This window comes from Bradyrhizobium sp. USDA 4011, from assembly GCF_054063415.1.
In genome coordinates, this window is the sequence record NZ_JBSSGG010000001.1 from 4,060,836 (window position 1) to 4,078,871 (window position 18,036).

Here is an 18,036-nt window from a genome sequence, read left to right on the forward strand (position 1 = left end):
CACGCCATGGCCAGCCTGACCATCCGCAAACTCGACGACACGCTGAAGGCCTATCTGCGGCTTCGCTCCGCCAGGAACGGGCGCTCGGTCGAGGAGGAGATCCGGGTGATCCTCCGTGACCTCGCAGAGGGCGGTCCGGAGCCCGCAGAGACGCCCCACGCGGGTTCCCTGACGGCTGCAGCCCCCGTTCCACGGGTCGCCAGCGCGGCCGGCGAGCCCACTGTGACCCTGATCATCGGCGGCGGGATCGCGGCCTACAAGGCGCTGGATTTGATCCGGCGGCTCAAGGAGCGGCACATCCAGGTCCGCTGCGTGCTGACCAAGGCGGCCCAGCAATTCGTCACCCCGCTGGCCGCCAGCGCGCTGTCGCATGAGCGCGTCTACACCGACCTGTTCGACGCCGAGAGCGAGTTCGACGCCGGTCATATCCGCCTGGCGCGGGACTGCGATCTGATCGTGGTGGCACCGGCGACCGCCGACCTGATGGCCAAGATGGCGCAGGGCCATGCCGACGATCTGGCCACCGCCACGCTGCTTGCGGCCAACCGGCCGATCCTGCTGGCGCCGGCGATGAACCCGCTGATGTGGAACAATCCGGCCACCCGCCGCAACGTACTGCAGCTCCGCCGCGACGGCGTCCACACCGTCGGCCCGAATGCCGGAGAGATGGCGGAAGCCGGCGAGGCCGGCGTCGGGCGGATGGCCGAGCCGACCGAGATCGCCGCCGCCGCCGACCGCATGCTGCGGCCACCGCAGCCGCGTCCGCTGGCCGGCAAGCGCGTGCTGATCACCGCCGGCCCGACCCATGAGGCGATCGATCCGGTCCGCTACATCGCCAACCGTTCATCCGGCAAGCAGGGCTTTGCCATTGCCGCCGCCGCGCGCGCCGCCGGCGCCGAGGTCGTGCTGGTGACCGGCCCGGTGGAGCTCGGCGATCCCCAGGGCATCGCCGTCATGCGCGTGGAGTCCGCACGCGACATGCTGCACCGGGTCGAGGCCGCGCTGCCGGTCGACGTCGCGATCTTTGCCGCCGCGGTCGCCGACTGGCGCGTCGCCACCGAAGGCAGCCAGAAACTGAAAAAGACCCCGGCCGGGATGCCGCCGCTGCAGCTCGTCGAGAACCCGGACATCCTCGCGACAATCTCCAAGCTGAAGGAGAAGCGGCCGCCGCTGGTGATCGGCTTTGCCGCCGAGACCGAGCATCTGATCGAGAACGCCAAGGCGAAGTTCGCGCGCAAGGGCTGCGACTGGATCGTCGCCAACGACGTCTCGCCGGCAACCGGCGTGATGGGCGGCGACCGCAACACCGTTCATCTGCTCTCGCGCGAGGGCAAGGACGTCACCGTCGACTCCTGGCCGGTCATGACCAAGGACGAAGTCGCGACCGTGCTGGTGTCGCGCATCGCAAGAGCCGTAGGAACCGCATCGTGAGCGCCACCATCAAGGTCGAAGTCCACCAATTGCCGCATGGCGCAGATCTCCTGCTGCCGATCTATCAGACCGCCGACGCAGCGGGGCTCGACCTTTTGGCCGCGGTGCCGCGGTCGGCGCCGCTGCTGCTGCTGCCGGGCCGTTATGAGATGGTTCCGACCGGGCTGACGATCGCGCTACCGCCGGGCTATGAGGCGCAGGTGCGGCCGCGTTCCGGCCTCGCCGCCAAATACGGCGTCACGGTGCTGAACTCGCCCGGCACGATCGACGCCGACTATCGCGGCGAGATCAACGTGCTCCTGATCAATCACGGCCAGGAGGTGTTCTCGATCCGGCGCGGCGAGCGCATCGCGCAAATGGTGATCGCGCCGGTCATCCGGGCCGAGCTGGTTCCGGTCGACGTGCTGTCACCGACCGAGCGGGGCGGCGGCGGCTTCGGCTCGACCGGACGCTAAAGCGTTTTCGAGCGAAGTGGGCACCGGTTCGCGTGAAGAAAACGCGTCAAAACAAGGATCTAGAGCTGCGGTTCTGATTCAATCAGAACCGAAGCTCTAGAACGCGACCAGAGAAGTGTGCGGCCGTCTCCGGGAGATCACGTTTCGGGCGCGCTCTCCGCGTGAATACGGACTCAATTCGTATAAAATCCACATCAGCCGCCGCATTTTTTCACAGCGGATTCTGCGTTCACGGTCTGGACTCTTACTCGCCGAGTCCGGTTGGGACTATTCTGGATTGATTCGAGCGCGACGGGGGGTCTTCGTCGGGCTGTTGGGTCCTGCTTGGGCATGATCCCCGGACAGACGTTATACGTTTGCCGTGGGGGAATACCGGTCTCCTGTTTTCCGGATCATGCCTTAAGGTTTGTGCGTTCTGGGGCAACATATGTCGGGCGTAGTCGCGGCAATGCGTCGAACCCTGCTGTCATGCACCTCACTGGCGCGCGACGGCATGCTTGGGCTCGCCATCAGCGCATTGCTGCCGGCCCGCGCATCCTTTGCCGCTGAAAGCCTGGTCGCCCAGGCGATGTCGGATCACCTCGGCTTCAATCATCAGGAGATCGCGGTTCTCGCGACGTCGTTCGCGCTGGTCGGCTTCTCCGCCGTCGCCGCGATCCTCTTGATGCGCACCCGCCTGCGCGCCACCCGGAACGAAGAGCAGCTGCAGTCCGAGATCACGGACCTGCAGGCGCAATCGGACCGGCTGCGCGCGCTGCTGTTCGTCGAACCGCAGGTCCTGATATCCTGGGCGGCGGGCGACAACCGGCCGCAGATTTCGGGCGACGTCTCGCTGGTGATGTCGCAGGAAAGCGCGCCGCAACGCATCCTCGCCTTCGGAACCTGGCTGCCGCCCGAGCCGGCGCTGCAGATGGACCACGCGGTCGACGCGCTGCGCGAGAAGGGCGAAGCGTTCCTGCTCAACCTCTCGACCTCGGCCGGCCGCGCCATCGAGGCGATGGGCCGCGCGATCGGCGGCCAGGCCATCGTGCGGATCCGCGAGCTCGGCGGCCTGCGCCGCGAACTCGCCGAATCCAACCTGCGCTACAAGACGCTGCAGGAGGAGACCGAGCTGCTGCGCGATTTCGCCGCTGCCGCGCCATGGCCGATCTGGGCCAAGAGCCTCGAGGGCAATCTGCGCTATGCCAACGCTGCCTATGTCCGCGCCACCGAGGGCAAGAGCGTGTCGGACGCGCTGCAGCGCAATCTCGAACTGCTCGAAAGCGACCAGCGCACCGAACTGACCCGCGCGCTGAACGACAATGCCAGTTACGCGGCACGGCTGCCGATCGTGGTCAGCGGCGAGCGGCGGATCTACGACGTCCAGGCGCTCAAGCTCTCCGGCGGCAGCGCCGGTATCGCAATCGACGCCAGCGAAGCCGCCGCGTTGCGCGCGTCGATCGCGCGGATGGTCGAGGCGCACCGGCGCACCCTCGATCAGCTATCCTCGGGCGTTGCCGTGTTCGATGCCGACCGGCGGCTCACCTTCTACAACGAGTCGTATCGGCGGCTGTGGGGCCTCGACCAGGCCTTCCTCGACAGCAATCCCGATGATTCCAGCGTGCTGGACCGGCTGCGCGCCAACCGCAAGCTGCCCGAGCAGCCGGACTTCCGCGCCTGGAAGGCCAAGCTGCACGAGGCCTATCGCGCGGTCGAATCCGAGACCTACACCTGGTTCCTGCCCGACGGCCGCGCCATCAGCGTCGTCACCACGCCCAATCTCGAGGGCGGCGTCACCTATCTGTTCGACAACGTCACCGAGAGCCTCGATCTCGCACGCCGCTACGACCGCCTGACCCGGGTGCAGCGCGAGACCCTCGACAATCTCGGCGAAGCGGTCGCGGTGTTCGGCAGCAACGGCCGCGCCGAGCTGTTCAACCCGCCCTTCGCCAAGATGTGGAAGCTGCCGGCCGATGCGCTGCAGGGCGAACCGCACATCGAGGCGGTGGAAGCGCTGTGCCGGCCGCTGTTCGATGACGCGCTGACCTGGCGGACGCTGCGCGAGCAGATCACCGCGATCGAGAACCGCGCCCAGGTCGCGCTCAAGCTGGAGCGCAAGGACGGCAGCGTGCTGAATTGCATGACCATCCCGCTGCCCGACGGCAAGACCTTGCTGGCGTTCCAGGACATCACCGACACCGAGAATGTCGAGCGGGCGCTGCGCGAGCGCAACGAGGCGCTGGAAGCCGCCGACCAGATGAAGGTGGATTTCGTCCACCACGTCTCCTACGAGCTGCGCGCGCCGCTCACCACCATCATCGGCTTCGCGCATTTCCTCAGCGATCCCTCGACCGGGCCGCTGACGCCGAAGCAGGCCGAATATCTCGACTACGTCACCAAATCGACCAACGCGCTGCTGGCGCTGACCAACAACATTCTCGATCTCGCCACCATCGACGCCGGTGCCATGAAGCTCGAGCTCGGCCCGGTCAATATCGGCCAGGCGATCGAGGCCGCCGCCGAAGGCATCCAGGACCGTCTCGCGACCGACCGCATCACGCTGAAGGTCGATATCGAGCCCAACATCGGCGCCTTCGTCGGCGACGAGCGGCGCGTGGTCCAGGTGCTCTACAATCTGCTCGCCAACGCAGTCGGCTTCTCGCCGCATGACGCCACCGTCACGATCAGCGCGCACCGCACCGAGCACAGCGTGGTGTTTTCGGTGACCGACGCCGGTCCCGGCATTCCGGCCGAGATGCGCGACAAGGTGTTCAACTGGTTCGAGAGCCATTCGCACGGCTCGCGGCATCGCGGCGCGGGGCTCGGCCTGTCGCTGGTCCGTTCCTTTGTCGAACTGCATGGCGGACGGGTGCGCGTCGATTCGACCGTAGGCCGCGGCACGACCGTGACCTGCGACTTCCCGATCGACCAGACCGCACATCGCAACGCCGCCGAATGACGGCGACCTCGACATTCTCGGTGGCGCTCGCGAACGAAACCGCGACGGCCGAGCTGATGGCCGACCTCGCGCTCTTGATCGGCGCCGGCGACGTCATCACGCTGTCGGGCGACCTCGGCGCCGGCAAGACCGCGGCCGCCCGCGCGCTGATCCGCTACCTCGCCGCCGACGATACGCTGGAAGTGCCGAGCCCGACCTTCACGCTGGCGCAGAGCTACGAGCTGCCGTCGTTTCCGCTGGTTCATGCCGACCTCTATCGCATCAACGATGCCAGCGAGCTCGAGGAGCTCGGGCTGTCGCCGTTGCCCGACGACATCGTGGCGCTGATCGAATGGCCGGAACGCGCGCCGGACGCCATGCCCACTGACCGCATCGACATCGCGTTCAGCCACCGCCCGGCGCTCGGATCGGCCGCACGCGCGGCCGAGATCACCGGCCATGGCAAAGGCGCGGCGAAGGTCGCGCGGCTCAACGAGCTGCGCCGGTTCCTCGAGCGCTGCGGCTTCCTCAACGCCCGGCGCGAGCGCATGCCGGGCGATGCCTCGACGCGCTCCTATGCGCGGCTGCGCAACGACGACGGCAGCGTCATCCTGATGAACTCGCCGCGCCGTCCCGACGGCCCGGCGATCTATAACGGCCGGTCCTACAGTGCGGCGGTGCATCTCGCCGAAGATGTCAGGCCGTTTGTCGCCATCGGAAATGGCCTGCGCAAGCACGGCTTCTCCGCACCCGCGATCCGCCACATCGATCTCGAATCAGGCTTCCTGATCACCGAGGATCTCGGCGCCGAAGGCGTGATCGAAGGCGACCCACCGCGGCCGATCGTCGAACGTTACGAGGCCGCCGTCGACATGCTGGCGGCGCTGCATCGCGAGGTGCTGCCCGACACGCTGCCGGTGACGTCAGACGAGAGCTACGACATTCCCGTGTTCGATATCGACGCTTGGCTGATCGAGATCGGGCTGATGCTGGAATGGTACCTGCCCGACCGCGGCGTGCAGCCGGACGAGGAGCTCCGCAGCGAATTCCTCGGAATGTGGCGCGGCCTTCTGCAGAAGCCCGCCGCGGCGCCGCAGACCTGGGTGATCCGCGACTTCCATTCGCCCAACATCATCTGGCTTGCCGAGCGCACCGGCATCCTGCGCGTCGGCATCATCGACTTCCAGGACGCGCTGCTCGGCCCCGCGGCCTATGACGTGGTGTCGCTGCTGCAGGATGCGCGGATCGACGTGCCCGAGCAGCTCGAGCTGTCGCTCTTGACCCGCTACATCAAGGCGCGGCGCGCGACCGACGAGAGCTTCGATCCCGCAGGCTTCGCCGAGCTCTATGCGATCATGTCGGCGCAGCGGAACACCCGTCTGCTCGGCACCTTTGCGCGGCTCAACCGCCGCGACGGCAAGCCGCAATATCTGAAGCACCAGCCGCGGATCTGGACCTACCTCGAACGGTCGCTGGCCCATCCGGCGTTGGCCACCTTCCGCATCTGGTACACGGCCAACGTCCCTCCTCCAGTACCTTAGTTTACGGGTTATTAGCCTTGGGTCTTCTAAAGTTGCGAAGGCCGCATTTCATCCGGGAGGCGGCCGGATCGGGAGCAGGACCACACGATGGGGACGGAACGACGCAGGGGCGATCGTGTCACGTTTGAGCGCGGCATAGCCGCGCACATGATGGGCATTGACGGCACCTGGCGGCGCGACTGCACCATGGAAGACGTGTCGGAGACGGGCGCCAAGCTCTCCGTCGACGGCTCGGTCGAGGGCCTGAACCTGAAGGAGTTCTTTCTGCTGCTGTCGTCCACAGGATTGGCCTATCGCCGCTGCGAACTGGCATGGGTCAATGGCGACCAGATCGGCGTCAACTTCCTCAAACAAGGCGACAAGAAGAAGAAAACTGCCAGACGCGGCGCGCAGGCTGCCGACGTCTAGAGCATGATCCGGAAAAGTGGAGACGGTTTTCCGGCAAGATCATGCTCCAACGAGGGTCGTTGCCGTCTTACGGCCGTCATGTCCCGTGACTATGGCGTCTGATCGATGCGCTTGCCGAATCGCCGTGATATGATCGGCGCCGAGAGATGATGACCGAGAATATCAGGAAAATGCCCGTCACTCCCCACAAGGCTATGGTGCTCGCTGCGGGCCTCGGCGTGCGCATGCGCCCCCTGACCGACACGATGCCGAAGCCGCTGGTGAGCGTCGCCGGCCAGCCGCTGCTCGACCATGTGCTCGACAAGCTTGCCGGCGCCGGCGTCAGCGAAGCGGTCGTAAACGTGCATTACCTGCCCGACCAGATCATCGAGCACGTCAAGACCCGCAGCCACCCGCGCGTGATCATCTCCGACGAGCGCGACCAGGTGCTCGGCACCGGCGGCGCGGTGGTGAAGGCGCTGCCGCTGCTCGGTGATGCGCCGTTCTTCCATCTCAATGCCGACACGATGTGGATCGACGGCGTGCGCTCCAATCTGGCGCGATTGGCCGAGATCTTCGATCCCGCGCGGATGGATATTCTGCTGCTGATGGCGCCGACCGCCTCGAGCATCGGCTATAGCGGCCGCGGCGACTATTCGATGTTGCCGGACGGCGCGCTGCGCAAGCGGCGGGAGAACCAGGTGGTGCCGTTCGTCTATGCCGGCGCCGCGATCATGTCGCCCGCGCTGTTCGCCGACGCCCCCGCCGGCGAATTCTCGCTGACCAAGATGTTCGACCGCGCCAACGAGCAGGAGCGGCTGTTCGGCCTGCGCCTCGACGGCGTCTGGATGCATGTCGGGACCCCCGATGCAATCCAGGCCGCGGAAGAAGCTTTCCTCGAAAGCGTCGCTTAGAGCGGGATGAGTTTTGGTTGAATCGGCTTGCCGCGCTTTCGGTTCACCTCTCCCCGTCGGGGAGAGGTCGGATTGCGAAGCAATCCGGGTGAGGGCTCTTGCTCCCTCGATAGACCGTAACCCCTCACCCGATTTGCTGCGCAAATCGACCTCTCCCGAAGGGAGAGGTGAACTACGACGCCGTTCCAGCTCAACCTAGACCCACCCATCAATCATCGCTGTCGATCGCGAGCACTGCAAAACTCGCGAGCCAGTGCTCGCCCATATAGTCGCTGGCGATATGCGGCAGGCCGGCGTCGAGATGGCCTCGCGCAGTATCCTGCAGGATCGGGCGCCGCGCATCGCCCTCCGGCAACGCGCCGGCCAGCGCGCGCCAGCACCATGCCCGGCTGAGATTGAGCCCGTCGAGATGCGCCAGCTTGCCATCCGACCGATCGGTGACCGTGACGGGCCGGAACAGGGTCGCCGGCTCGCGTTGCGCGAGCCGCGGCAGGAAGCGGTCGAACCAGGGCAGGAAGTCGCCCGGTGCCAGCAGCCGGCGCATGCACTCCGCTTCGATCAGCGCGGACGACTGGAAATCGTCGCCGCTCGGCTCACCCCAGGCGGGACCGTCCTGATCGGCGCCGTACCAGCGCAGCGCCGTGTCGCGCAGCAGCGCACTGAGCGCATCGTCCTGCGTCACCGCGGCGTAGTCGGCGGCCATGCGCAGCCCGAACGCAGTGTTGAAATGGGTGCCGACCCGCACCGGATAGGTGGCGAGCGGCAGGAAATCGCGAAAGCGCTGAGCGAAGATTGCGGCAAGCGGCGCGATCCGCTCCCGCCATCGCGTCTCATCGAGCAACGAGAGTTCTGTTGCGAGCTTCAACAGCCAACCCCAGCCGTAAGGCCGCTTGAAGCCGCGCGCCGTCGGGGCGGCGAGATAGGCGCATTCGGCCGCGATCTTCTCCGCGACGAACTGCGCGTCGAACAGGGTGCGGATCTCGTCCGCCGCTTCGGACGCCGGATAGCGCCGCAGCAGCCGGGCGAGCATCCAGTAGCTATGGACGCAAGAGTGCCAGTCGTAGCTGCCGAAGAACACCGGATGCAGTTCGCGCGGCGTGCGTGCGTCCTGCGGCCCGGCCAGCACATGATCCGGCTTGTTCGGATATTCGCGGCCGACATGGCCGAGCGCGATGCGGGCGAAACGGACGGCGAGGTCTTCGGTCAGGATCGTCTCGCTCATGATCAGGCTTTCTCCTTTCGCGCGCGCCGAACCAGCATCTCGATCAGGCGCGGCATCATATAGATCGGAAACTGTGCGGCGGCGAAGAACAGCGCCGTCATCGGCGACACCGCCGCGCCCATCGCCGACCAGACCAGTCCGACGTTGCGATTGCTCAGAATGAGGCCCGTGGTCAACCGCTCGGCCAGCGGACCCGGCGTCAGCAGCGCGCCAAGCGCTTGCAGCGCGAGATTGCAGGCGAAGGCAAGGCCGACCAAGGTCAGCGCTGTGGCCGGCTGCGCTTGGATCTGCGCACGCACCCCGGCCATGGTGGCGATCGCGAACAGCAACAGTGAGGCGAACACAAGCGCGTCGATGGTGCGCGAATGCCGCGCCAATTGTGCAGCGGCCTGACGGCGCAGCAGCAACGCCAGCGCGCCGGCGCCGACGACCAGCAGCGCCAGCCGCGTCGCGAGCGCCAGCGGATCGAGCGCAAGATCGGCAAATCCCGCCGCGATCAGCGGAACCGTGATCGGGGACAACGCCATCGACAGCAGAGTGACGGCGAGTGGAATGGTCGCGTCGAAGCCGAGCATGCGCGCGACCGCCGCCGTGCCGGTCGATGGCGGCGCGCATACCGAGAGCACCAGCGCAACGATCAGCTCCGGCCGAAATCCGGCGCCGCGCGCCGCGAATCCGACCGCAAGCGGACAGGCCAGCATCGCCAGCGCCGGCAACAGCAGCGAGACCAGCGGACGGCCCCAGCGCACGCCGGAACGCCGCGCCGTCGACCTGGAGAAAGGTCCCGAGAACCAGGACGAAGATCGCCGCCGCCATCAGCGGGCGCACGCTTTCCGCGAGGGCCGGGAAAGCCAGCACGCCGATGACCAGCAAGGTCGGCCCGCGCGGCATCAGCTTCGTGAATGATCGTCCCAAGTCTGAACGTCTCAAACCTTTTGGCCTCGTCGTCGTGTCCATCGCGACCCTAGGCTTGTGTGGATCATTGTTGAAATCGATTATTCTTATAGGCATTATTGCTGTGATGAATTTAGCCGCCGTCGATCTCAACCTGCTGGTCGCCTTCGAGGCGCTGATGCAGGAGCGCCACGTCACCCGCGCGGCCGAGCGCATTGGCCTCGCCCAGCCGTCGATGAGCAGCGCGTTGCGGAGGCTGCGCGCGCTGTTTGCGGACGAATTGTTCCTGCGCGCCGGCGCGGGCATGCAGCCGACCGAAAGGGCGCTGGCCCTGGCCGGGCCGATCGGAGAGGCGCTGCGGCAAATCAGGGGTGCGCTGGCGCCCGATCCGGGCTTCGATCCGGCCAGCGCGCGAAGGCGCTTCACTATCGCGGCGACCGACTACGGCGACCTCGTTGTGGTCCCGGAACTGAGCCGCCTGTTGCGCATGGAGGCGCCGGGCATCGACCTTGCCGTGCGCCCGCTGACTGACCCGACGGCGGCCCTGGCCAAGCTCGAGCGCGCCGAACTCGACGCGCTGATCGGCGGCCATCTGGCGGACTCGCCACGCTGCGTCCGGCACCGCCTGTTCGAGGAACGCTTCGTCTGCATCCGCGACGGCGCGCGCGCGAGCCGATCGGAGGCTCTCAGCCTGCAAGATTATGCGACCCTGCCGCACGCGCTGTTTTCCGCGGCCGGCGGCGACGGGCTGCCGAGCGTGATCGACGCGCTGCTGGCGCGCCATCGGCTGAAGCGACGGGTGGCCGTGACGCTCGCGCATGTGGTGGCCGTTCCCTTCGCCGTGGCCGGCACCGATCTCATCGCCACGATGGCGGAGCGCGTCGCCCGGCGTTTCACGCATCTCGCCGAAATTGCCGTCGTGATGCCGCCGATCGACATCCCGGCCTTCGCGATCGACCTGATCCATACCGTCCGCGCGGCTGAAGATCCGGCGCTGCGCTGGTTCCTGGATGCCGTCGATCGCTGCGCCGCCCGGCTGCGATAATCAGTGGTGATGGCTGACCCGCAGGGGTGGCTAACGACAGCCGCCGCTCCCTATATTGGCGCCTGATTCGAACCAGGCAGCCCATGCGCGTTTTCAGCGTTCCCGTCTCAGCGCCGTTCCTGCGCACCGTCATCTCGGCGCTGGTCGATGGCCGGCTGGTCGCGGGATTCGAGGCGCAGAGCGATCCGGCAAAGCTCGCCGGCGCCACGCTCTATCTGCCGACCCGCCGCGCCGGACGGTTGGCGCGCGAGATATTCCTCGATGTGCTCGTTTCCGACGCCGCGGTGCTGCCGCGCATCGTCGCGCTCGGCGAGATCGATGAGGACGAGCTCGCTTTCGCCGACCAGGCCGACGACGTCGGCGGCGCCGCCCCGCTGGAGATCCCGCCGAGACTCGGCGAGCTCGAGCGCCGGCTGACGCTGGGGCATCTGGTCGCGGCCTGGGCGAAGACGCCGGTGTCGGCACCGCTGGTGGTCGGCGGTCCGGCCTCGACGCTGCAGCTCGCCGGCGACCTGGCGCGGCTGATGGACGACATGGTGACGCGCGGCGTCGACTGGCGCGCGCTCGACCGCCTGGTGCCGGACCAGCTCGACAAATACTGGCAGCATTCGCTCGACTTCCTGCGCATCGCGCGCGACGCCTGGCCGAACTACCTCAAGGAGATCGGCCGGATCGAGCCCGCGGCGCGCCGCGATCAGCTGATCGAGGCGGAAGCAGCGCGGCTGACCGCGCATCACGCCGGCCCGGTGATCGCGGCCGGTTCGACCGGCTCGATGCCGGCCACCGCAAAATTCCTCCACGTGGTGGCGAAGCTTCCGAACGGCGCCGTGGTGCTGCCCGGGCTCGACACCGATCTCGACGAAGATTCCTGGGACACGATCGGCGGCGAACGCGGCGACGACGGCAGGTTCACCACACCGCCCTCGTCCAACCACCCGCAATTCGCGATGCACGCGTTGCTCGACCGCTTCGGCATCAAGCGCCGCGACGTCGAGAGCCTTGCCGAGCCTGCGCCGCTCGGCCGCGAGGTGCTGGTGTCGGAGACGATGCGGCCGTCGACCGCGACCGCGCAGTGGCACGACCGGCTGGAGCGGCCCGAGATCGTGGCGCGGATTTCCGCCGGGATGACCAATCTCACCGTGGTCGAGGCGCCCAATCCGGAAATGGAGGCGCTGGCGATCGCGGTCGCGATGCGCGAGGCGCGGCATCTCGGCAAATCGGCCGCGCTGGTGACGCCGGATCGCGCGCTGGCGCGCCGCGTGATGGCCTCGCTGACGCGCTGGAAGCTGGAGTTCGACGATTCCGGCGGCGACGCGCTGATGGAAACGCCGCCCGGCGTGTTCGCCCGCCTCACCGCGGAGGCCGCGGCCAAAGGGCTGGAGCCGCCGACATTGCTCGCGCTGCTCAAGCATCCGCTGTTCCGGCTCGGCGGCGCGCATGGCGCGCTGAAGCGCGCGATCGAGGTGCTGGAGATCGCGCTGCTCCGCGGCACACGGCCGCAAGCCGCAACCAGCGGCCTTGCGCGGGACTTCGCGCGTTTCCGCGCCGAGCTCGTCAAGCTGCATGGCGGCGAAACCTCGTCACTGCATGCCATGGAGCCGCGCGCCCGGCTGCGCGACAATGAGCTCAACCAGGCCGAGGGCCTGATCGCCAGATTGCAGGCGGCGCTGGCGCCGCTGGAAGGCATGGCCTCGTCAAAGCCCCATGATTTCGCCGAGCTGGCGGCGCGTCACCGCGAGGCGCTGATCGCACTGTCGGCCGACCAGAACGGCGTCGCAATCGTGTTCGAGGAGCGCGCCGGGGCTTCGCTCGCGTCCGCCTTCGACGAGCTGCTCGCCAAGCAGCAGCCGAGCGGGCTAATGACGCCGCTGTCAGATTATCCCGAGGTGTTCCAGACCGCGTTCGCCGACCGCATGGTGCGGCGGCCGGAATCGGCGCGCGCGCAGCTCAACATTTTCGGCCAGCTCGAGGCACGTCTGACCGAGTCGGATCGCGTCATCCTCGGCGGTCTGGTCGAGGGCGTCTGGCCGCCTGCGCCGCGGATCGATCCGTGGCTGAGCCGGCCGATGCGGCACGAGCTCGGGCTCGATCTCCCCGAACGGCGCATCGGCCTCTCTGCGCACGACTTTGCGCAGCTGCTCGGCCATGACGAGGTGATCCTCACCCATGCGGCCAAGGTCGGCGGCGCGCCCGCGGTCGCCTCGCGCTTCCTGCACCGGCTCGAAGCCGTGGCAGGCGAAGCGCGCTGGAAGGCGGCGACAACGGCCGGCGAAATTTACGTGCAATATGCAGCCGAACTCGACCGGCCCGACACCGTCAAGCCGATCCCGCAGCCGGAGCCGCGGCCCCCGCGCGAGGCGCGGCCGCTGAAAATGTCGGTCACCGCGATCGAGGACTGGCTGCGCGATCCCTACACGATCTATGCGCGCTACATCCTGAAGCTCGATCCGCTCGATCCCGTCGACATGCCGCTGTCGGCGGCCGATCGCGGCTCCGCAATCCACGAATCGCTCGGCGAGTTCACACAGGTTTATGCCGACGCGCTGCCTGACGACATCAAGAGCGCGCTGCGCGACATCGGGGCCAAGCATTTTGCGCCACTGATGGAGCGGCCCGAAGCGCGCGCGCTGTGGTGGCCACGCTTCCAGCGTATCGCGGCGTGGTTTGCCGAATGGGAGCAGGCCCGGCGCGGCAGTATTGCTGCAATCAAGGCCGAGATCCGCGGCGAGATCGGCATTCCGCTCGACGATGCCAGGACGTTCGTGCTCTCGGCGCGCGCCGACCGCATCGAACGGCATGCTGACGGCAGCTTTGCGATCCTCGACTACAAGACCGGCCAGCCGCCGACCGGCAAGCAGGTGCGCATGGGCCTGTCGCCGCAGCTCACACTGGAAGCCGCGATCCTGCGCGAGGGCGGCTTTGCCGGCATTCCGGCGAATTCCTCGGTCGGCGACCTCGTCTATGTCAGGCTGAGCGGCAACAACCCGCCGGGCGAGCAGCGTTCGCTGCAGCTGAAGATCAAGACCAACGATACGCCGCAGCCGCCCGATGAAGCCGCCGACAGCGCGCGGCGCAAGCTGGAAGATCTGATCCGCGCCTTCGACGACGAGCAGCAGGCCTACACCTCGCTGAACCTCTCGATGTGGGCGAACCGTTACGGCGCCTATGACGATCTTGCGCGCATCAAGGAATGGTCCGCGGCCGGCGGCCTGGGGATCGAGGAATGGTGAAGGCACTCAGACCCATCCCGCCGGCGGTGCGCGACGCGCAGGCGCGCGCGTCCGATCCGAAGGCGTCGACCTTCGTGTCGGCCAATGCCGGCTCGGGCAAGACCCATGTGCTGGTCCAGCGCGTGATCCGCCTGCTGCTGTCAGGCGTGCCGCCGGAGAAGATCCTCTGCATCACCTTCACCAAGGCTGCCGCGGCCAACATGGCCGAGCGCGTGTTCACGACGCTCGGCCACTGGGTGACGCTCGACGACACCGCGCTCGATACCGCGATCCGCGAGGCCGGCATCGCACATCCCAGCGCCACGCTGCGGCGCGAGGCGCGCAAGCTCTTTGCCTGCGCGCTGGAGACGCCCGGCGGGTTGAAGGTGCAGACCATCCACGCGCTGTGCACCCGTCTGCTGCAACAGTTCCCGTTCGAGGCCAACGTGCCGGCGCGCTTCGCCGTGCTCGACGACCGCGACCAGAACGAGATGATGGAACGCGCCAATCTCGCGGTGTTCCTCGAGGCGTCGCGGATTCCCGACAGTCCGATCGGCCGCGCGCTGCGGACGGCGATGGCGAGCGCCGCCGACGTCACCTTCAAGGAGGTGGTCCGTGAGGCCTGCCTCAGCCGCGACCATTTCATGGCCTGGACCGATGCCGCCGGCAGCGCCGCGGCCGCCGCCGCGCAGATGTCGGCCGCGCTCGGCGTCTCCGCCGATATTCGCATCGAGGATGTCGAGCGCGAGATCGTCGATGGGCCGAACCTGCCGCGGTCGAGCTGGAAGGAACTGGCCACGCTCCTCGACACCAGCAGCAAGGCGGATCAGAAGCAGGCCGAGCGGCTGCGGAGCGCGCTGACCTTTACCGGCGCGGCCCAGGTCGACGAATATCTCGGCGTCTTCCTGACCGATGACCGCGCGCCGCGTGCGTCTGTCGTCACCAACAATTTCATCAAGAAGAATGCCGTCGCAGGCCACAGGTTCGAGGCGGAGGTCGATCGTCTGGGTCCCTTGATCGAGCGGCGGCGCGCCGTGGTCGCGCGCGACCGTACCGAGGCGCTGATCCACATCGCGACCGCGGCAGCCGCGCACTACCGGCGCGAGAAGCTGGAGCGCGGCCTGCTCGACTATGACGATTTGATCGACAAGACGCTGGCGATGCTCGACCGCGTCTCCTCGGGCTGGGTGCACTACAAGCTCGACCGCGGCGTCGATCACGTCCTGATCGACGAGGCGCAGGACACGAGTCCTCGGCAATGGGACATCGTCGCGCATATCATCTCGGAATTCACCTCCGGCGCGGGTGCGCGCGATGGCCTCGTGCGTACCGTGTTCGCGGTCGGCGACGAGAAGCAGTCGATCTTCTCGTTCCAGGGCGCAGCCCCACGCGAATTCGACCTGCGGCGGCGCGAGCTGAAGCGGCGGTTCGAGGAGGCCGGGCTGAAATTCGATCCGGTGTCGTTCACCTATTCGTTCCGCTCGGGACCGGTAATCCTGCATTCGGTCGACCACGTGTTCCGCGAGCAGGAGATATTCCGCAGCATTCATGCGGTCGAGAACGGCTATCCGATCCACAACGCGATGGCTGACGCCGGCCCCAGCCTGATCGAGCTCTGGGATCTCGCCGTCGCCGACGACCGCCAGGACATCGAAGGCTGGCGCGCACCGTTCGACGGCGTCTCGGTGACCAGCCCCGAGGTGAAACTCGCGCGGCGCATCCAGGCCGAGATCAAGCGCCTCGTCAGCAGCGGCACCATGACCGGCAGCGTCGGCGGACGACGGCCGCTGCGTTATGGCGATATGCTGATCCTGGTGCGGCGGCGCGGCAACGCGTTCGACGCGGTGATCCAGGCGCTGAAGCACGCCAATATCCCGGTCGCCGGCGCCGACCGGCTGAAGCTGACCGAGCACATCGCGATCATCGACCTGATGAACCTCGCCGACGCGCTGCTGCTGCCGCAGGACGACCTTGCGCTCGCGGTGGCGCTGAAGAGCCCGCTGTTCGGCCTCGACGACGACGATCTGTTCAAACTGGCGTACCAGCGCCGCGGCTCGCTGCGTGAGGCGTTGGCCGCACAGGCGCCGACCGATGAACGATTCTCGGCCGCGCTGCGCCGCCTCGAACAATGCGAGCGCCGCTTTACCCAGGAGACGCCGTTCGCCTTCTACGCCTGGCTGCTCGGCGGCGACGGCGGGCGCGCGCGCATCCTGCGCCGGCTCGGCCACGAGGCCAATGACGCGCTCGACGAATTCCTCGAGCTCGCGCTGGGCTATGAGCGCAAGGCGCCGGCCTCGCTGCAAGGCTTCGTCGCCTGGCTGCGCGCCGCCGACACCGAGGTGAAGCGCGACATGGAGATTTCGCGCGACGAGGTTCGCGTGATGACCGTGCACGGCGCCAAGGGCCTCGAGGCATCGGTCGTGTTCCTGGTCGACACCACGACCTCGCCGTCCGACACCCAGCGGCTGCGGCTGATCCATCTGCCGCAGGGCAATGCGGCGCCGAACGCGCCCGGCGTCGTGGTGTGGGCCGGCAAGAAGGCCGAGGATCCCCCTAATGTCGCCGACGCGCGCAAGGCGATGCTCGGCGACACCGAGGACGAGTATCGCCGCCTGCTCTATGTCGCGATGACCCGCGCCGCCGACCGGCTGATCGTCGGCGGCTGCATGCCCGGCAACATGAACACGGTGCGGAAATCCTCCTGGTACGATCTGATCACCAAGGGGCTCGCCAATGCCGGGCTCAAGCTCGAGGAGATCGAGACGCCGGCCGGCAAGGTGATGCGCTATTCGCGGCCGGATGACGTCGCCGATCTCACCGGCGCTGCTGCATCAACGGCCGCAGAGCGGATCGCGCTGCCGTTCTGGCTGCGGACGGCGGCTGCACCTGAAGCGCCTGCAACAGGCGTGCTGCGCCCGTCCGATCCGGCTGACGGGGACAGCCATCCGATACGAACCGGCGAATCGGTGCTACTGCGCGCCCGCGCCCTGCAGCGCGGCACGCTGGTGCATCGTCTGCTGCAATCGTTGCCCGAAATTGCCGCCGAGCGGCGGCGCACCGCCGCGCTCGGCTACCTCGCGCGCAACGCCGACGGCTGGAGCGCAGAGGAGCAAGCTGCGCTCGCAGACCAGGTGCTGGACTTGATTGCCGATCCGCGTTTCGCCGCGGTGTTCGCGCCCGGCAGCCGTGCGGAGGTCTCGATCGTCGGGCGGCTGGAGCGGCCGGGCCAGCCGAAGGCGCTGGTCTCGGGCCAGATCGACCGGCTGGTGGTGACGCCAACCGACGTCCTGATCGTCGATTTCAAGACCAACCACGCCCCGCCCAAGACCGCTGCCGAGGCGCCGCGGGGCTATGTGCGGCAGCTCGCGCTCTATCGGGCGGTGCTGGCGAAGCTTTATCCCCAACTGCCCGTCCGGACGGCGCTGCTTTGGACCGAAATACCTGAAATCATGGAGATTTCGGCCTCCGCGCTGGACGCCGGGCTGGCATAAGATCATGTCAATGTGACCGAGCTTGACCCGGCAAGGGGGCGTTCATAGGTTTGACCCATGCTCCCCGGGCGCGATTCTCAGCCGCCCTTTTGTCTCAACCGAACGAGGTAATCACATGGCCGTTGGCAAGGTTTCTGACGCCGATTTCGAAGCCGAAGTGCTCAAGGCGACCGGGCCGGTGGTCGTCGACTTCTGGGCCGAGTGGTGCGGACCCTGCCGCATGATCGCGCCCGCTCTCGATGAAATTTCCGGCGCGATGGGCGACAAGGTCAAAATCGTGAAGCTCAACGTCGACGAGAGCCCGAAGACCGCGTCGAAATATGGCGTGATGTCGATCCCGACCCTGATGATCTTCAAGGGCGGCGAGATGGCGTCCCGTCAGGTCGGTGCCGCGCCGAAGGCCAAGCTGCAGCAGTGGATCACCGCTGCGGTCTGATCCGTTTCGAATTAGCTGATTCGTGCAAACGGCCGGCGAGAAGCCGGCCGCTTTGTTTTGTGCGGAGCCCGCATGCAGCTCAACGAGGCTGTCT

The 18,036-nt window shown here is 67.4% G+C and carries 12 protein-coding genes; 10 read left to right on the forward strand and 2 right to left on the reverse strand.

Annotated features, from left to right (window positions below; genetic code table 11):
- Positions 1-6 precede the first annotated feature (6 nt).
- The 6 genes from coaBC to ACVW1C_RS18995 all read left to right on the forward strand — a co-directional run bounded on the left by coaBC (position 7) and on the right by ACVW1C_RS18995 (position 7,645).
- Positions 7-1,431, forward strand: a complete 1,425-nt coding sequence (gene coaBC / locus ACVW1C_RS18970) for a bifunctional phosphopantothenoylcysteine decarboxylase/phosphopantothenate--cysteine ligase CoaBC (protein ID WP_456759731.1) — start codon at positions 7-9, stop codon at positions 1,429-1,431.
- Positions 1,428-1,886, forward strand: a complete 459-nt coding sequence (dut, locus tag ACVW1C_RS18975; protein ID WP_456759732.1) for a dUTP diphosphatase — start codon at positions 1,428-1,430, stop codon at positions 1,884-1,886. The genes coaBC and dut overlap by 4 nt, the downstream gene beginning before the upstream one ends.
- Positions 1,887-2,313: 427 nt before the next feature.
- The gene (locus ACVW1C_RS18980; protein WP_456759733.1) at positions 2,314-4,824 is read left to right on the forward strand and encodes an ATP-binding protein; all 2,511 of its coding nucleotides are present in this window, start codon (positions 2,314-2,316) and stop codon (positions 4,822-4,824) included.
- Positions 4,821-6,344: a tRNA (adenosine(37)-N6)-threonylcarbamoyltransferase complex ATPase subunit type 1 TsaE gene (tsaE, locus tag ACVW1C_RS18985; RefSeq protein WP_456759734.1), complete on the forward strand. Its 1,524-nt coding sequence runs from the start codon at positions 4,821-4,823 to the stop codon at positions 6,342-6,344. The genes ACVW1C_RS18980 and tsaE overlap by 4 nt, the downstream gene beginning before the upstream one ends.
- An 87-nt stretch (positions 6,345-6,431) precedes the next feature.
- Entirely contained in the window at positions 6,432-6,752 is a 321-nt protein-coding gene (locus ACVW1C_RS18990) for a PilZ domain-containing protein (protein ID WP_429029154.1), read from the forward strand.
- 170 nt (positions 6,753-6,922) lie between these two features.
- Entirely contained in the window at positions 6,923-7,645 is a 723-nt protein-coding gene (locus tag ACVW1C_RS18995) for a nucleotidyltransferase family protein (RefSeq protein WP_456763115.1), read from the forward strand.
- A 208-nt stretch (positions 7,646-7,853) separates the two neighbouring features.
- Here ACVW1C_RS18995 and ACVW1C_RS19000 read toward each other — a convergent pair whose 3' ends face one another.
- Together ACVW1C_RS19000 and ACVW1C_RS19005 are read right to left on the reverse strand one after the other, a co-directional pair.
- On the reverse strand, positions 7,854-8,867 hold the full coding sequence (locus ACVW1C_RS19000) for a DUF2891 domain-containing protein (protein ID WP_456759735.1): 1,014 nt from the start codon (positions 8,865-8,867) through the stop codon (positions 7,854-7,856).
- Between the two features lie 2 nt (positions 8,868-8,869).
- Positions 8,870-9,616 carry a hypothetical protein gene (locus ACVW1C_RS19005; protein ID WP_456759736.1) on the reverse strand — a complete coding sequence of 249 codons (747 nt, stop codon included), beginning with the start codon at positions 9,614-9,616 and terminating at the stop codon, positions 8,870-8,872.
- Positions 9,617-9,729: 113 nt separating this feature from the next.
- Here ACVW1C_RS19005 and ACVW1C_RS19010 point away from each other — a divergent pair, with 113 nt between their 5' ends.
- From ACVW1C_RS19010 to trxA, 4 genes are all read left to right on the forward strand, one after another.
- The gene (locus tag ACVW1C_RS19010; RefSeq protein WP_456759737.1) at positions 9,730-10,806 is read left to right on the forward strand and encodes a LysR family transcriptional regulator; all 1,077 of its coding nucleotides are present in this window, start codon (positions 9,730-9,732) and stop codon (positions 10,804-10,806) included.
- Between the two features lie 83 nt (positions 10,807-10,889).
- The gene (gene addB, locus ACVW1C_RS19015; protein WP_456759738.1) at positions 10,890-14,036 is read left to right on the forward strand and encodes a double-strand break repair protein AddB; all 3,147 of its coding nucleotides are present in this window, start codon (positions 10,890-10,892) and stop codon (positions 14,034-14,036) included.
- Positions 14,030-17,506, forward strand: a complete 3,477-nt coding sequence (gene addA / locus ACVW1C_RS19020) for a double-strand break repair helicase AddA (protein ID WP_456759739.1) — start codon at positions 14,030-14,032, stop codon at positions 17,504-17,506. Before addB ends, addA begins: the two co-directional genes overlap by 7 nt.
- A 115-nt stretch (positions 17,507-17,621) precedes the next feature.
- A complete protein-coding gene (gene trxA, locus ACVW1C_RS19025) occupies positions 17,622-17,942 on the forward strand; it encodes a thioredoxin (RefSeq protein ID WP_016847387.1) in 321 nt (106 codons plus the stop codon).
- Positions 17,943-18,036: the final 94 nt, after the last annotated feature.